13 protein-coding genes and 1 pseudogene are annotated in these 15,675 nt (G+C 59.3%); 5 read left to right on the plus strand and 9 right to left on the minus strand.

All coding sequences use genetic code 11. The annotated features are described in order from the left end of the window. Positions 1 to 13: 13 nt before the first annotated feature. Positions 14 to 1,300: an ATP-binding protein gene (locus R3C13_RS03620; RefSeq protein WP_371309428.1), complete on the minus strand. Its 1,287-nt coding sequence runs from the start codon at positions 1,298 to 1,300 to the stop codon at positions 14 to 16. Positions 1,301 to 1,848: 548 nt separating this feature from the next. Beyond that, positions 1,849 to 2,517 (minus strand): hypothetical protein, encoded by a 669-nt coding sequence (locus R3C13_RS03625; RefSeq protein WP_371309429.1) that lies wholly within the window; start codon positions 2,515 to 2,517, stop codon positions 1,849 to 1,851. Between the two features lie 298 nt (positions 2,518 to 2,815). On the opposite strand from R3C13_RS03625, the gene R3C13_RS03630 reads away from it, so the two are divergent. The 3 genes from R3C13_RS03630 (at position 2,816) to R3C13_RS03640 (ending at position 5,038) form a co-directional block, all read left to right on the plus strand. Next, positions 2,816 to 2,962 (plus strand): hypothetical protein, encoded by a 147-nt coding sequence (locus R3C13_RS03630; protein WP_371309430.1) that lies wholly within the window; start codon positions 2,816 to 2,818, stop codon positions 2,960 to 2,962. Positions 2,963 to 2,978: 16 nt separating this feature from the next. Next, positions 2,979 to 3,410 (plus strand): group III truncated hemoglobin, encoded by a 432-nt coding sequence (locus tag R3C13_RS03635; RefSeq protein WP_371309431.1) that lies wholly within the window; start codon positions 2,979 to 2,981, stop codon positions 3,408 to 3,410. A 116-nt stretch (positions 3,411 to 3,526) separates the two neighbouring features. Continuing rightward, a complete protein-coding gene (locus R3C13_RS03640; protein ID WP_371309432.1) occupies positions 3,527 to 5,038 on the plus strand; it encodes an inorganic phosphate transporter in 1,512 nt (503 codons plus the stop codon). 16 nt (positions 5,039 to 5,054) lie between these two features. Here R3C13_RS03640 and R3C13_RS03645 read toward each other — a convergent pair whose 3' ends face one another. From R3C13_RS03645 to R3C13_RS03660, 4 genes are read right to left on the minus strand one after another with little or no spacing between them, the layout of a single operon-like run. After that, a complete protein-coding gene (locus R3C13_RS03645) occupies positions 5,055 to 5,459 on the minus strand; it encodes a hypothetical protein (protein WP_371309433.1) in 405 nt (134 codons plus the stop codon). Positions 5,460 to 5,506: 47 nt separating this feature from the next. Next, on the minus strand, positions 5,507 to 5,965 hold the full coding sequence (locus tag R3C13_RS03650; RefSeq protein ID WP_371309434.1) for an ester cyclase: 459 nt from the start codon (positions 5,963 to 5,965) through the stop codon (positions 5,507 to 5,509). Between the two features lie 23 nt (positions 5,966 to 5,988). Beyond that, positions 5,989 to 6,555: a hypothetical protein gene (locus R3C13_RS03655; protein ID WP_371309435.1), complete on the minus strand. Its 567-nt coding sequence runs from the start codon at positions 6,553 to 6,555 to the stop codon at positions 5,989 to 5,991. Next, positions 6,552 to 7,655 (minus strand): ParA family protein, encoded by a 1,104-nt coding sequence (locus R3C13_RS03660; protein ID WP_371309436.1) that lies wholly within the window; start codon positions 7,653 to 7,655, stop codon positions 6,552 to 6,554. Before R3C13_RS03660 ends, R3C13_RS03655 begins: the two co-directional genes overlap by 4 nt. 119 nt (positions 7,656 to 7,774) lie before the next feature. Between R3C13_RS03660 and uvrB the strand changes: the two are divergent. Further along, positions 7,775 to 9,973: pseudogene (gene uvrB, locus R3C13_RS03665) on the plus strand (excinuclease ABC subunit UvrB). A 28-nt stretch (positions 9,974 to 10,001) separates the two neighbouring features. On the opposite strand, the gene R3C13_RS03670 reads toward uvrB, so the two are convergent. The 3 genes from R3C13_RS03670 to R3C13_RS03680 form a co-directional block, all read right to left on the minus strand. Further along, on the minus strand, positions 10,002 to 11,465 hold the full coding sequence (locus R3C13_RS03670; protein ID WP_371309437.1) for a hypothetical protein: 1,464 nt from the start codon (positions 11,463 to 11,465) through the stop codon (positions 10,002 to 10,004). 205 nt (positions 11,466 to 11,670) lie between these two features. Further along, positions 11,671 to 11,880, minus strand: coding sequence for a hypothetical protein (locus R3C13_RS03675; RefSeq protein WP_371309438.1), 210 nt, complete (start codon positions 11,878 to 11,880; stop codon positions 11,671 to 11,673). Between the two features lie 53 nt (positions 11,881 to 11,933). Continuing rightward, complete coding sequence (locus tag R3C13_RS03680; RefSeq protein ID WP_371309439.1) at positions 11,934 to 12,626, minus strand: hypothetical protein; 693 nt, start codon at positions 12,624 to 12,626, stop codon at positions 11,934 to 11,936. 1,101 nt (positions 12,627 to 13,727) lie between these two features. Here R3C13_RS03680 and R3C13_RS03685 point away from each other — a divergent pair. Beyond that, positions 13,728 to 15,626, plus strand: a complete 1,899-nt coding sequence (locus tag R3C13_RS03685; RefSeq protein ID WP_371309440.1) for a caspase domain-containing protein — start codon at positions 13,728 to 13,730, stop codon at positions 15,624 to 15,626. Positions 15,627 to 15,675 lie beyond the last annotated feature (49 nt).

Raw genomic sequence — 15,675 nt, forward strand, 5'->3', positions numbered from 1 at the left:
GAAGCCAAATAGCCTATGAAAACGACTTGTCTGACGATTCCTCACCCGAGTGTTGATCGACAATTTCAAGCGCAAATGTCCTAGCGATCGGATCCCTAAAGCGGAACCGATCTTCCGAATCGCCACTCTTTCCCGCCACTTTGGTTAGGAGCGATGCATCGTGAACCAACCGGTAAAGAAAGTTGTCGATCTTAGCCATCGGTATTCGGCGCTCCGATCTGATCAACTCTTTGCTGATTTCTGTATCCGTCAGCGGCTTCCTTGCTTTAGCCAAAACCCTGATAATTTCTCTCGGGCCAGCGACTTCGAGTTCGGTAAAATCAATCCGTTTCTCCAAAGACTGCTGGTAGACACCCCTGACTGCATCCAGAGCCAAGCGGAATTCTGCCCGACCGAGTCTCGCTGTGAAATCTTCTCCCGGATCGTGATTACGGACGACACTCAGTACCGATTGATAGCCAAGATTTTGTGCGAACCATGGAAACCCGGCGCATACTGTCTTTGCGCGCGCCAGATATTCACTTGTAAATGTAATTCGGCGGTTTGAGCGCTCCGATGCGTGATCGAAAATTTCGCCGATCTGATTGGAGTTCAATCCTTCAAGCTCAACCAGACCGCCGATCAGCTTTCTACCTGCAGAAGCATGGTCCTGAATAATATCGCCAACAGTGTCGCCAATTCCAACAACGACAAAATTCGCAACATCAATCCGTTTCATGAGCTGACCCAATCCATCAGTATTATCAATCTCGTCGGCCTCATCGATGAAGACGACCAAACTGGACCTCGGATTAGCGTTCTTTATTTCGTGCAAAATCTCTTTGAAAATGGTGAACAACAGATCGTCACCGACATTCTTGAAACCGATGTCGTGCAGAGAAACACCGTACCGCTTTTGAATGCTGTCATAAAGCCCCCAATCCTGGAAGCGTTGCCCGTACCTTGCGTGAAGGGAGTACTCGCTCGTTTTCTCGCTCAATATGTTCGCAATGACACTTGAAATCGATTTTGGTTTATTGGCAGGCGAAGGGAAGATGCACTCATATCTTTTTTCTCTACCCACACGCTGAAGCTTTGACCGCTTAAAGACACTATTGGAATCATCCAGAATGGAAGCCAATTGCCAAGCGAAGGACGATTTCCCGATTCCCCGCTCACCATAGATCGCGACAGCTGCCTCATCGTTGCCTAAATGGTCGAGCGCCTGACCAAAAGCAGATTCTCGACCGAAGAAGTGGGAGGCCTCGTCGGACTTTAATATCTTTGGGAAAAACAGGTGTCGAGGTTCTACTCCGGGCACAAGATGACCTCCTAGATTCCATTAAAGCATGGAAAGAGGAGGTTCGCGACCCTCATACCCAATCAATTGGAACCACTCCGCGTAGGTCAGGAGCATGGTGCGCGGGTAATTCCCGAGTCTGTGGGGGGGGCGTTTGAACCTATTTTCATAGGCAGTTATATTGAGGCCTCGGGCTGTTCGTTCTGAAACACCGCCACACAATTCCCTGAGCGCAATAAGGGCGAGCGGTTTGGTGACTGCCAAACGCCATGCATACTGATCGCCTTCAGAAAACCCGAACTCTTCTTGGAGATCGCGCACTGTTGCCGGCTTCGGCGTCTTTGAATCCAAGTCAAGTCGAAACGAGCGTTTCAGGGCCTTCTTGTAGTTACTTTGCCTGATTGAAGGCACTACTGGACGGTCTCCCCGCAGAAGGGGAGCAATATAATCTTCAATATAATTCATCCCGCCTGGCTACCTTAGGTGTTTAATATATGTACACCACATGGATATGCATGTACGCTATCTGGGTCAACGTCACGTTGCGCTTTTATTGACGCATTCGTCATTCACGAATTTTCCCAGACATAGCTCAGAGCGATACGAAACGTTGCTTGGAAAATATCAAGAGTTGGAAGCAGAAGAACCGTGAAGCCCGCAGCATAAAGGAAAGACACCGCTGTTCTCGCCCAACGTCGGTTCCAATTTTCCAAGCAATAGAGCGTATCAAAAAGTGTTACGCGTTGTGACCGCAAGCTGTTCGATATGGCTTTTTGAAAAATCGCCGGAGAGCCCAGATGCTCATCTGTAAGATTTAATTCAGACAGCAAAGTCGCGACGCGGCTTTGCGCACTTGCGTGGTTCAAGTTGCGATGTGTACGGATCGCTTCGCCAGCGACCAAAACCCTAGAGTCGCTAAGATCTGCCAGTTGCTCCTGCGTGAAATCAGAAGCGTTGCTGGCAGACTTAATAATTCCCGGACAATAGATCTGATACACCGCCGTGCCGAGCCCCAACAGCACAAGCGCGTAATAAATCAAAATCAGCCTCAGCTGTCCGTTCAGATAGGTCAAGGGCTTACTGTTTGCGGTGCTCGTGTCCAAATCTGGAATAAGAGACAGCCATTGCCCGATCTGTGCGTTGAACACGATGAGGTAGCCCACAAACGGCATCAAGACGGTAGCACGAACGATCGGCGTCGCGCCGACGTGACGCAGCATTGCCCATGACACAAACATCGGTTTCCTCTTCGATAAGGCCGCAAGGCCGTGGGGTTCCTTTAGGCTGAAGTTGCCTACGCAGTATTTGAAAAGCTTAGCCCGAAGAACGTGTGACAGAATAGCATCGTCAACGTTGTTTGCGGCCATTCTGCGCCCGGAACTTCTCATGGACAGTGAGACGGGCGCAGATCTGCAGACACTCGGGCAAAATTCTAGGGCACAGCCCCCACCACCATATCCGTAACCTCCCGTATTGCGACTCTGGCGAAGCAGGCAGAGTGATGGCACGTTAGCCACGAAATGAGGGAGGCTATTCATGGGAAATCTGCATTTTGACGCGCTCGCAATCGGTGCGCTGGTCGGCTTCGGCAGCCTGATCCTGATCATGGTCGGCATTACGGCCTGGGTGGTTCAGAAAGCGATGACCGCGCCGCCATCCGACCAGGTCGAGTCCAAGGACTGACGCGGAAGGCCGCGCCATGACAGATGTGGTCCGCCGCACCGGCGAGGAACGCCGTGCGTCGATCGAAGAAAATGCCGAAGCGCTCGGCATCGACGAGGCGTTCATCAGCACGCTCGTCGACACCTTCTATGGCAAGGTGCGCGGGGATGCACTGATCGGCCCGGTGTTCGAGGGCGCGATCGGCGAGTCCTGGGACGCGCACCTGCCAAAGATGAAGTCCTTTTGGTCGTCCATGGCGCTCGGCACGAAGACCTATAATGGCCGGCCCCTGCCGCCGCACATGCGCCTTCCGGGCCTCAGCGAAGCGCACTTCACGCGCTGGCTGACCCTGTTCAACGCGACGCTGGACGAGATCGCCCCCAACCCGGCCGCGCATGACTTTTTCCTGGAACGCGCGGCCCGTATCGCCAAGAGCTTCCAGTTCATGATTTTCCAAGCTAACCTTTGAGTTTCGTGAAGGTATTGTGACAATTGCACAAAACGGGCGATTTCGGCATTCCGTCGTCTTGAAAAAAGCCGCCGCTTGCGGCTGATGCGTCCTCGAGACCAGCGAGGGGGCTCCCAATGGCCGACGTCAAGGATCCGACGCTTCGCAAGGCGACGCTCGACAAGGATCTGGTCAAGGTTGCCAAAGCTGAAGCCGCCGTTGCCAGCGCGGCGCGGGGCATCGTCGCTCCCGGTCTCGGCTTCCTTTTTCTCGCCGCCATCGTCATCATCGGCGGCACCCTGCTCAGCGGCCAGGACAATGGCATCCTGATCACCGCGGCGGCCGCCATCGGCGGCTACATGGCCCTCAATATCGGCGCCAATGACGTTGCCAACAATGTCGGCCCGGCCGTCGGCTCCAAGGCGCTCACCATTGTCGGCGCCCTCATCATTGCCGCGGTGTGCGAAAGCGCGGGCGCCCTGCTCGCCGGCGGCGACGTCGTCTCCACCATTTCCAAGGGCATCATCGACGCCTCCACCGTGCCGAGCGCCGACACCTTCATCTGGCTGATGATGGCGGCGCTGATTTCCTCGGCCCTGTGGGTCAACCTCGCGACCATTCTCAACGCGCCGGTCTCGACCACGCACTCCGTCGTCGGCGGCGTCATGGGTGCCGGCATCGCGGCGGCGGGCATCAACGCCGTCAACTGGCCGACCATGGGCAACATCGTCGCCAGCTGGATCGTCTCGCCCATTCTCGGCGGCATCATCGCAGCCATCGTGCTCGCCTTCATCAAGACCGTCATCATCTACCGCAGCGACAAGATCGCCGCCGCGCGCACCTGGGTGCCGGTGCTGATCGGCCTGATGGCTGCCGCCTTCGGTGCCTACATGTCGCTGAAGGGCATCAGCAAGCTGGTGAAGATCGACCTCGTCCACGCCCTGCTGATCGGCCTGTTCATCGGCCTCGCCGCCTGGGCGCTCACCCTGCCGATCATCCGCCGCCAGTCACGCGGCATGGAAAACCGCAACCAGTCGCTGCGCCAGCTGTTCGTGTGGCCGCTGATCTTCTCTGCCGCGCTCCTCTCCTTCGCGCACGGCGCCAATGACGTCGCCAACGCCATCGGCCCGCTGGCTGCCATCGTGCACACGGTCGAGGCCGGCGAGATCGCCTCCAAGGTCCACATTCCCTTCTGGGTCATGCTGATCGGCGCCTCCGGCATTTCCTTCGGCCTCGTCCTCTTCGGGCCGAAGCTGATCCGCACCGTCGGCGAGTCGATCACCAAGCTGAACCCGATGCGCGCCTACTGCGTCGCCCTCGCCGCCGCGATCACCGTGATCATCGCCAGCTGGCTCGGCCTGCCGGTCTCGTCCACGCACATCGCCGTCGGCGCAGTGTTCGGCGTCGGCTTCTTCCGCGAGTGGTACACCGCCAACTCGCGCAAGCGCCTCGCTTACATCCACGGCAAGTCGCCGAAGCACCCGGAAAGCAAGTCCGCCGGCGTCACCAACAAGCGCTCCAGCCACAAGCTCGTGCGCCGCATGCATGTCCTGCAGATCGCCGCGGCCTGGGTCATCACGGTGCCGGCCTCCGCCCTGCTCAGCGCCGGCATCTTCTTCGCCCTGGAAAACCTGTTCGGCGTCGTCTGAGGCCGCGCACGGCGCCCTACTCAACGCGCCGCTCAGCCACCCAGATCATCAGGAAGTCGCGCCCGTGCGACAGGGTCTGCCCTTCGATACGGCCGTCCGCCGCCAGCCGCCCGGAATGGCTGTAGGGCGCGGAGGCGTCCGACGTCACCGCGCCGAAGGCCAGCACCTCGCCGCGCAGCGACCAGCGCCCCTCCTCGAACCCGGACCCATAGAAACTGCCCGCCAGCGCGCCATCACCGCCCGCCTCCAGCACCATCACGGTCGAGCTGGGCGGCTGGTCGGCGGCGTAGAACATCGAGACATCCCAGGTTCCGTTCAGGTCGCCCGGCTCCGGCGCAGCCGCCGGTTCGGGCGGCACGGTCGTGCAGGCACCCAGCAGCACGGCCGCCGCAATCGTGCCTGCGACAGGTCGGATTTTCATGGCTGCATCTCCTCCTTGGATGAGGAGGAGCTAGTCCGCCCGCGTCTTCAGGCAAGCGTCTGGACGACGTCCCCGAGGCCCAGCGCGCGCAGCACCATGCCCTGGTCGAAATAGGGCCGCTCGCAGATGATGCGGTCGCTGCCCGGCGCGAACTCGAACGTCGCCGCCATCCGTACCCGGAAGCTCTTGCCCGTCGGCGGGATGGTCGTGTCCCCCACTGTCAGCGGCCCGGTATGCGTGCCGGTCAGCCAGAACTCGACCAGCAGCTTGTCGGTCGCCTCGTCCACGGCGATGGAGATGATCTCATTGTCCTGGTCCGGAAAGGGCGTGCGCGACAGCTCGAAATAGCGCCGCACCGCCGCCTCCCCGTCAAACACCTGCCCGCCGCCATGCATCTCGTAGCGCGGATGCTCAAACGTCGCGATCACCGCATCCCAATCATGCGTGACCTCCAGCGCCATATGATTACGGACATTGGCAATGCGAGCTTCGGTGAGGGTGGTCATCGAGTTCTTCTTATACTGACAGGCTAACCTGTTTTCGAGGCGAAAAGCTGATCAGAAGAAAACTTTGCTCGAATAGCACTTAGGGCGAAGGGGCCGCTCTTCGGTTTAGTGCCGCCAGCGTATTGCTGAGCGATTTCGCAAAGCTGAGCTTTGGTCGCAACGCCCTTTGTCTCCAAGAGCTTCATTATCTTCTCAAATTTCTCTCGGCTTCCAGCAGCATCTTGCAGTCCCGCAATGAAAGCCTCTACCAAATCAAAGCCTCCAATCGCCCGCGCAACTTCGGGCGCTGATGCGTCCACCGGAATAACATCTATAAGATCTGACAGCTGTGTAATGCTTTTCTTGGAGGCTCCAGATGCCTTCTGCAGCCCCATGATAGATCGCAAAAGATCACCAAGAGTATGGTTGTCGTTTGATGCGCTTCCCATCGGCACTTGCCACATTGAAAAAAAAACAAAGAGGTTGAGCGAAGACCTTTTGTTCAGTTCGGTTGCCAATTCCTTAATACGTTCAACCGCCTGCTGATTTTCGCCCCAACCCAACAATTGAGTTGTTGGATCAAGCAATTGGACTAGTCGAGAAGCTTTCATGCTATTTGATCCATTCTCAGATCTGCGACGATGGCGTCGAATATGGGCCTAATCTCTGGGCTTTGAACATAAGCGATACCTCGACCGGCTGCAGAGGCAAATGCTGCTTTTCTTGGAATCCAGGTGCTCGCCATCAACTGCTCTCCTGAATATCTTACACGTAGCTGATCAATACGCGCCATTAGATCGCGTCGAGCTTGTTCTTCAGTCTTGGAAAGGCTCGGCTGCCTCATTGTTAAACTACCAACAATGCCAGCGATCCTCATATTCGGATTATATCGCGTAGCAAAACGATCCGCAGTCTGTACAAACGCGGCCGCTGCTTCAGCGGACGTATCATCAAGAACAGTCGGAATTACCAAATGAGTTCCACAACTCAGTGCATTCACAAGACCGGCCGTTAAGCGCGGTGGTGTGTCGATCAATATTACATCAAAGCGATCTTTCACCTCAGGGGTCCAGAGCGCGTTAGCCAGCAAATAATGCGCGTCGAATTCGTAGTCATTACGAATCCAGTTTACGAGAATTTGGTTCTCCACATCGCTAAATGGCTTGTACGTTGTTATGTACCAAATATTGTTAGGGATGCGTCCGCCCGTTCTGAGATTTCCCACAACAACCAATCCATTCGCAAGCGGATCAAGGATGCGATTGATGTCGGACGACGCGTTATCCGCGTCGCTCAGGTTGTTGAACACATTTGCCAGCGAACCCTGCCAATCCAAATCTAGGACCAAAACCCGCTTCTTTCTCGCAGCATAGTAAGCCGCAAGATTTGCGGTAATGGTGGTCTTGCCGACGCCGCCCTTTAAGTTGCTCACAACAATGGTCGGAAGAGAAAATTGTTCTCTCCGTATGTCGTAATCCCTGAACCGGTTTACGGCATCCCTTAGCCAGAAATCAGCACCTTGTTCAAACGCGTCCTTGAGGGCCGCCGTCTCAGTCAAAACGGAATCTTTGAGTTTTGTGTTCTCTTGTTGAAGTCGATTGATATGGCCTCTGCTAGAGAAACGGCCCGCTGCAAATCCGACCGAAAAAATTCCCGTGACAGTCAGGAAGACGCCACCGACATCTTTGAAATCCTCCAGAAAGCTCCCCATCCCCATCCCCGTTCTACTTGTTTGAGAAATCATTAACCATACGATTTCGAACCACTCAATACCCGAACACAACAAGAACACCCTAGACACGGCCCCCACCCCGTTCCATATCTCGGGGCATGGCGCGATCACCCGGAAAAGGCATGTCGGAGGCGCCCGCGGGGTTTGGCGGGGCGGGGTTTGCGCTGGATGCGGCGGGGGCGCTGCCGTCTGACAACTGGACGCCCCACCGGCCGGACCGCAACTGGGTCAAGCTGGAAGGCGGCAAGCGCTTCCGTGTCCATTCCGAATATGAGCCGGCCGGCGACCAGGTCACCGCCATTCCCGAGCTGGTCGACGGCATCACCAGCGGCGAGCGCGACCAGGTCCTCCTCGGCGCCACCGGCACGGGCAAGACCTTCACCATGGCCAAGATCATCGAGGCGACCCAGCGCCCGGCCCTGATCCTCGCCCCCAACAAGACGCTCGCCGCGCAGCTCTATGGCGAGTTCAAATCCTTCTTCCCGGACAATTCGGTCGAGTATTTCGTCTCCTATTACGACTACTACCAGCCCGAAGCCTATGTGCCGCGGTCGGACCTCTATATCGAGAAGGATCCTCCATCAACGAGGCGATCGACCGGATGCGCCACTCGGCCACCCGCGCCATCCTGGAGCGCGACGACGTGATCATCGTCGCCTCGGTGTCGTGCATCTACGGCATCGGCTCGGTCGAGACCTACACCTCGATGACCTTCAAGCTGGAGCAAGGCCAGCGCATCGACCCGCGCGCCGTCACCGAGCGCCTCGTCGCCAACCAGTACACCCGCAACGACCTGGCCTTCACCCGCGGCACGTTCCGCGTGAAGGGCGACATCATCGACATCTTCCCCGCCCACTATGAGGACCGCGCCTGGAAGCTCTCCTTCTTCGGCGACGAGCTGGAGAGCATCACCGAGTTCGACCCCTCACCGGCCGGACTCAACAAAAACTGCCCGCCATCAAGATCTACGCCAACAGCCACTACGTCACGCCCCGCCCGACGCTCAACCAGGCCATCGAGCAGATCAAGGCGGAGCTGAAATCCACCGTCGCGCATTTCGAGAAGAACGGGAAACTGCTGGAGGCCCAGCGCATCCAGCAGCGCTGCCAGTACGACATCGAAATGCTGGCCGCCACCGGCTCCTGCAACGGCATCGAGAACTATTCGCGCTACCTCACCGGCCGCAAGCCGGGCGAGCCGCCGCCGACCATGTTCGAATACCTGCCCGACAACGCCCTCGTCTTCGCCGACGAGAGCCACCAGACCATCCCCCAGCTCGGCGCCATGTACCGGGGCGACTTCGCGCGCAAGTCCACCCTCGCCGAATACGGCTTCCGCCTGCCCTCCTGCATGGACAACCGGCCGCTGAAGTTCGAGGAGTGGGACGCCATGCGCCCGCAGACCATCCACGTCTCCGCCACGCCCGGCCCGTGGGAGATGGAGCGCACCGGCGGCGTGTTCACCGAGCAGGTCATCCGCCCCACCGGCCTCATCGACCCGCCGGTCGAGGTCCGCCCCGTCTCAACCGGCGGCGCCAACCAGGTCGACGATGTCATGGCCGAGGTGAAGGCGGCGGCGGCGAAGGGCATGCGCTCGCTCATCACGACGCTGACCAAGAAGATGGCGGAAGACCTCACCGAATTCCTGCACGAGCATGGCGTGCGCGTGCGCTACATGCACTCCGACGTCGACACGATCGAGCGGATCGAGATCATCCGTGACCTGAGGCTGGGCGTGTTCGACGTGCTGGTGGGCATCAACCTGCTGCGCGAGGGCTCGACATTCCGGAGTGCGGCTTTGTCGGCATTCTCGATGCGGACAAGGAGGGCTTCCTGCGCAGTGAGACCAGCCTCGTGCAGACCATCGGCCGCGCCGCGCGCAATGCCGATGCGCGGGTCGTGCTCTATGCCGACAAGGTCACCGGCTCGATGCAGCGCGCCATGGACGAGACCGAGCGCCGCCGCGCCAAGCAGCAGGCCTATAATGAGGAACACGGCATCACGCCGACCACGATCAAGCGCGCCGTTGCCGACATCCTCGGCGAGCTCGGCGAGAAGAAGGACACCGCCGCCAAAGGCAGGGGCCGCACCCGCGGCAAGGACGGCAAGTCCCGCGCCCGCGGCATGGCGGAAGAAAAAGCCCTTCCACTTTCCGGCGAAAGCGGCCACAATCTCAAGGCCGTCATCGCCGACCTCGAAAAGCAGATGAGAGAAGCCGCCGCGAACCTGGAGTTCGAAGAGGCCGCGCGTTTGAGAGACGAGGTGAAGCGACTACGGGAGGAGGAACTGGGGCTATGAAAATTTGCCACCACTTTATCCGCCTGTTTTACAGGTAGTGCTTTTCCAAACGAGCCCGAACACGTTCCGGAAAGATAGCGTTGATCAGCGCCTTCGGGTTTTCAACTTCAAACGCCCCACCAGATTCACTTGGGATGAACTTCATCCCTGGGTAGGATTGAAATATTTCTGCAAGGCCTTCGTTAGTTATTTTCACAAACGACGCCCAATTGTCGCCTGACAAAAACCACGGGTACCTGATAATTTCCTCAAGAGGCACAACATTAGTTCCGTGATCTGCCATTTTTTGCTTCTGCAGATTCAGAATGATCTGAGCGAATACCCAAACAAAACTATCCCGCTTCGTCCTAAGGAGTTTTTGCCGATCCTGCCCCTCAACGGCACGAACTTCGTAGCTCGCCCCCTTCGGTAATAGCTTCAATAACGTCAGACTTTTTAGTAGATCTTTGAACGAAGCGTAGCCTCGGCGCCTCGCAAACTCACTCGAAGTCATACCAGTAAGGTGTTTCACTTCAGGATAAAACAGAGACGCATCTATCCCCTGCTTGGCGCCAGACCGCTCTGATACAAAACAAAGCGCCCAATGCTCAAAACCCTCGTTGATGTTCGGCTCTACCGATCTCACTCCCTTTGCGGCGCTGTCTTTCGGTCGCTTCTTTTCAATATTGTCAGCTATTTCAGAGAAGGCTTCCCCCAGCTTTCTATAGCGATCGAACAGAAAATCCTCGACGTCGGACACCGTCTGTGTCCAGAGCTTCCTCAACGGCTGAACTACGTCTGCCGATACTTTGACAAAACCCGCCATCGCTCTAAATGCGTCTGGTAGGGAAACCATTCGCTTCGACAGCGTCTGCAACCAACGTACAACAACTAGCGTTTGCTTAACTTCCGATCGGGCAAGCTTGTTTACGTTGTCCGCGTCCTTAAGAGATCTTATTAGGCTAGCACCCGCTTCAGAATCATTCTTAACAGCACTGCTCAGCAACGCTTCATGTTCGGAAATAAATTTTCCAACCGAGACACTTTCACCAATGACTTCAGCCTTTGAAACTGCGGTCGAGTCAAATTCCTGGTCCACAGATATTGATTCAGCGGATTGAGCAGAGGCTAGACGGCGATATTCATCTAATGCCGTCGTTATCGCCGCAATCAACGACTGAAATGCCAAATCTATTGTCATTCCACGCATCAGCGGCGGCGGCTCATCGCCGGTTAGTTCATCGTGAACTCGATCTTCTTCTCGAAAAATGAATTGACGGCGTATAGCTGGCAGTCTGCTCCGGGCGTACTCTAATGGGACTCGACACCCTTCCGCAGTACCAAACTGGAGGCCCTCCAGACCGACGCACAAATCAAACACAGCTTCGCGGGGAAATGCTTTAGGAATCCCATTTGCCGACTTTATAGCAACGATCAAGCTGCTACTATAAGTAGCTACTTCTTGGAGTTCTTCCAAAAGAGACTCTGGCGGTATCGCGCTATCAAGTTTCATAATTCCTGCATATCGCCCCGATCCCAAGTTGCAACTTGAAATGCTATTTTCGTGACATTCGGGCACGCTCGCAAAACGGGCTTCGAAAGCTATTGGTGAATACGCGTAGAGAGGGGCAAGAAAGCGTAGGGTGGGTTGAGCGGAGCGATACCCACCATGCGGACGCGCGTCGGTTTGGTGGGTATCGGCGGGACCTCACCCCACCCTACGCACCACCCCCGCATCGCGGCAGCACCGGCGGCGGCAGGGGCTTCGGTTCCAGCGTGTAACGGTCCAGCACCTTCAGGACGATGTCCACCATCTCGTGCGTGGCCGCGTCGCCGTCCACCGCGAATTTCGCGGTGCCATAGCGCCGCTTCACAGAGGCCGGCGCTGTCCTGAGCGCCACATAGAGGCTGGTCCGCAACTCGTCCATGCGCAGACAATAGGATAAAATTCCTTTTGCCGGAAGGCACGCGCGGCGCGCATTCACAGGAAACCCTCCTCCCCCTCCTCCCCCCAATCCGCCGCCGCCATCCGCGCTTTCGCCGCGTCCAGCCAGGGGCGTTTCTGGTCGTCTGTGAGGTCGGCGAAGCGGGCGAGGCCGGCGCGCAGGGCGGGCGCGAACAGCGGGCCGGGCGCCGGGCCGTCGTCTTCCATCACCGCCCGGAACCAGAGGCCGAAGGCGAGGCCGTGCACATCATCGTCCACCTTCCTCAGGGCGCGGGCGATCTCGCGCGCGGCGGGGCCGGCAAAGGCGGCGAGGCGCGCGAGGCGGCGCACGCCCGCCATTTCGTCCTCGGCCGCCTCGATCAGCCCCTTCTCGACCAGCGCGCCGGCGCGGGCCCGCGCGAGGTCCACCTGTTTTTCCACCGCGGTGCGGAAGCCTTCGGGGGCGACCTCGGCCCAGGCGTCCTCCGCCTGCTGACGGATCGCCTCGGCCTCGTCGGCAAGGCGCCGGGCCTCGGCATTGGCGGCCGCGCGGGCGGCGATGTCCTTCGTGCGGAAGCCGTCGGCAAGGGCCCAGTCATTGAGCGTGCTTTCCGGCAGGCGCAGGCGCGCGCGGATGCTGGCAAGGCTTTCGCCCGCTTCGGCCGCCTCCCGCGCGATGAGGCGCAGCGCCTCCAGCTGGTGGCGGGGCCTGCGAACGGCGTGCTTCGGTTTGGGCGGCTGGGCAGTCATGGCGGGGAAGATAGGCCGGCCCGCCGCCTGCCGGATTGAGCGCCGCGGCGCCGGGGCGATCCTGTTGCGGCGCCGGGCATCCGCCGCGCGGCCGGCGGGGAGAGCGGGCCCGCCCCTCCCCCCATTCCCGCGAGCGGAGCCTTGCCGGAGCCTCAGCGGAGGATTGGCCGGAGCGTTCCGGTGCCCGCCGTCACCTTGCGGCGCAACAAATTCACAGGCTTTGCGAAGCTGTGGATAAACTCGCTTCTGTGACGTTTTTTTATCGACAGGGACTCGACTCAGGCGAGTGTTTTTGAGATCGTTTCGTTAAGCCAACGAAATCCGCGCGGGAGCAGACCCGGATAAGGAGCGATGGCTGAGTACGCCGCCCCCGGAGGGTGGCCAGGCCAGGGGCAAGGCTGTGAGAGCAGCGGCGCGAAGGGCCAGGCAGGAGACCGGGACAAAGCAGGTGGCGTCCACGCGACGGGGAGCTAGACCCCAGGCGATGGTGCTGTAGGCCGTGACCGGAGCGCAGTCCGAAACACGGCACCAAAGGGCGCGGCAACGCGGCCAGCGGTTGGGCCACAGCCTTGAATCTTCGGATGAAACGGTGTGGTCAAGGGTGAAGGCCCGGGCGCTCGTCAGATCGCAAGAGAAGACGGGGCGACCGGCCGGACCCAAGGGCCTGGAAGAAGGATCCGTTACCGCGGAAACCCTGTCCAAGGCCGGGTGTCACCGATGACAGGCATCGAGTGCTAGCACAGTGTCTCGGTAGTTTGATTCGAAACACCAAGGAAGGCGCTCTCCGCAAGGGGGGCGCCTTTTTTGGTGGGCCGGCGAGGCGGGGCGGCTGGCCCCTGTGGGCGGCTTATGGTTAAGTCGCGGTCAGGAGGACCACCCGCCATGAACGCCCGTATCCCGCTGATCCTTGCCCTGTGCGCGCTGCTGCTGCTGCCGGCCTGTACGACGCGGCCCGACGGGAGCAAGAAATTCGACCCCTTCGGCGCAATTCAGCAGGTTTTTCAAGGCCCTCCCCCGCCGCCACCTCCGCCGCCTCCCCCGCCTCCCCCACCACCTCCTCCTCCGCCACCACCGCCTCCGCCGCTCAAACAGGTGCCGGACGTGCCAGATGAATATTGGGAAGATCGCGACGCCGACGGCGTGCCCGATGACATAGACGAGGATCCCTCCGCCTACGCTGGCGGCGGCACCGGCCAGGGCACCATCGGCTGGGGCACCCCCGGCACTATCGGCCACGGCGGCGTCAGTCGCGGCGAGCCGGACTCCGGCTATGACTATTACGGCGACCGAAGCAGCGGCATGCTGACCGAGGACGATCTTGCCTTTCTCGAAGACTACGAACTCGAACCCGAACCCGCTGCCGGCACGAGCTACATCAAGCGTTGCGAAGCCAATCTCGATGGCACGGACAATATTTCCGTGTACTGTATAGAGAACTTTGGCGGCGGGCCCGGCGGCGACATCAGCAAAACGTCCGTACCCGTCGAAGGCAGTCTTGACGAAACGCTCCAGAAACTCGCCATCTCGCTCGGCGGCGGCCTTGAAAGGATCAATGCCGGGGCGCCCGACGCAGTCCTGTGCCTGTGGGGCCATGAGATGCAGGCCCCCGGCGAGCTCGGATACATGCTCTCTCCATGCCCTGACTGGCGGGGGCCGCCGCTGAAAGACCAGGTAGCATCCGGCGCCGGCACCTTCGACTCCGGCCGTGTGGCCCACCATGCACCGTCAGAAATGGTAGTCCAGCAGCCGTACATTCTAGAGCTCGGCATCCAGCCGGTAACAGCATCCCTCGACGCGGACGCCGCCGATGCCCGCTTGCGCGGCATAATGGGTACCGGCCTTGCACCCGGCAGTACCGAGACACCGTTCGCGCTAGACTTTGAGACGGTGAAGGCCTCGTCCCTGATGGCCGCAGAGCTGATCGCGGATGGGTTCAGCGTGACACCGATTACCGCTGAAGAACAGGCCGTGCGCGCCGATGCGCCGACCGTATGGAAATGGATGGTCCGCCCGGAACAGCCGGGCTCGCGCCTCATCGCCTTCAACTTATCACAGCGGCTTCAGGAAAACGGCAGCACGTATGACCGCGCCGTCTCGTCTACGCCGCTCTTCGTCACGGTACGCACCATCGACGAACTGCTGGCTGATGACGATTCCAACGCCGATGCAAATGAGGGCGCGGGCATCAACTCCATCATGTCCGGGCGCGATGTAGCACCGAACACGCTGATGGCGAGCCCCACAAGCGGAGGTGCTTCGATCACCGGCACGGAAAGTGCGGCATCCGGCTGCAGCTGGCTTTCTGGAACCGATCCAGACCGGTTCGCACTTGTCCTGTCAAACCTGTCCTATTCCGCCCCGATTAGCCGCCTGTCGGTGACGCATGGCGATGGCGACCGCGTGGCCACCGCCCTTAACGATACGGGCTTCTCGGTCATGCGTTGCCGCGACCTTGGCCGCAGCGAAACGATCAAGGCGATGCGCGACGTCGGCCGCAAGTCGCTGGACCGCAAGCAGGCAGACCATCACCCCGTCACCTTCTTTTATTATTCCGGGCACGGCGTGAACGTGAACGATGCGAACTATGTCCTGCCGATCGACCTCACAGGCGCTAATCCGGAAGAGATCGAGGACGGGGCGGTCAGCTTCGAAAAGATCTTCAACCTCATGTCCACCACCGTTGCCTCGACCTCATTCATTGTGTTCGACGCTTGCCGCACCGTGATGGATGATGACAGCCGTGGCATCGTGCGGGCTTACAGTCCGGTGACCTGGTCGACCGGCGTATTCCAGGCCTATGCGACCCAGCCCGGCAAGACCGCTGCCGACGACGGCACTTATTCCCAGGAACTGGCCGCAATCCTGCCGACAGCGGGTCTGCCGGCGAATGTCGTCTTCAAGCGCGTACAGGACGCTGTGGCCCAAAAAACCAGTAACCGTCAGCGTCCGAACTATATGGACGACACGACCGGCGGGGAGTTCTATTTCCGCGAGCCGTAACACCGCATCCGGGCAGGATTCCCGCAAATGCCCATGCGGTGGCGCACAC

Origin of the sequence: Hyphomonas sp., assembly GCF_041398385.1 — a bacterium.
In the GTDB taxonomy this organism is placed as follows: Bacteria; Pseudomonadota; Alphaproteobacteria; order Caulobacterales; family Hyphomonadaceae; genus Hyphomonas.

Bases quoted from the DNA above. Each gene is read 5' to 3' on its own strand.
- R3C13_RS03625 (WP_371309429.1), bottom strand. From the start codon at position 2,517: ATGTTTGTGTCATGGGCAATGCTGCGTCACGTCGGCGCGACGCCGATC.
- R3C13_RS03630 (WP_371309430.1), top strand. From the start codon at position 2,816: ATGGGAAATCTGCATTTTGACGCGCTCGCAATCGGTGCGCTGGTCGGC.
- R3C13_RS03635 (WP_371309431.1), top strand. From the start codon at position 2,979: ATGACAGATGTGGTCCGCCGCACCGGCGAGGAACGCCGTGCGTCGATC.
- R3C13_RS03640 (WP_371309432.1), top strand. From the start codon at position 3,527: ATGGCCGACGTCAAGGATCCGACGCTTCGCAAGGCGACGCTCGACAAG.
- R3C13_RS03645 (WP_371309433.1), bottom strand. From the start codon at position 5,459: ATGAAAATCCGACCTGTCGCAGGCACGATTGCGGCGGCCGTGCTGCTG.
- R3C13_RS03650 (WP_371309434.1), bottom strand. From the start codon at position 5,965: ATGACCACCCTCACCGAAGCTCGCATTGCCAATGTCCGTAATCATATG.
- R3C13_RS03655 (WP_371309435.1), bottom strand. From the start codon at position 6,555: ATGAAAGCTTCTCGACTAGTCCAATTGCTTGATCCAACAACTCAATTG.
- R3C13_RS03660 (WP_371309436.1), bottom strand. From the start codon at position 7,655: ATGGGGAGCTTTCTGGAGGATTTCAAAGATGTCGGTGGCGTCTTCCTG.
- R3C13_RS03670 (WP_371309437.1), bottom strand. From the start codon at position 11,465: ATGAAACTTGATAGCGCGATACCGCCAGAGTCTCTTTTGGAAGAACTC.
- R3C13_RS03675 (WP_371309438.1), bottom strand. From the start codon at position 11,880: ATGGACGAGTTGCGGACCAGCCTCTATGTGGCGCTCAGGACAGCGCCG.
- R3C13_RS03680 (WP_371309439.1), bottom strand. From the start codon at position 12,626: ATGACTGCCCAGCCGCCCAAACCGAAGCACGCCGTTCGCAGGCCCCGC.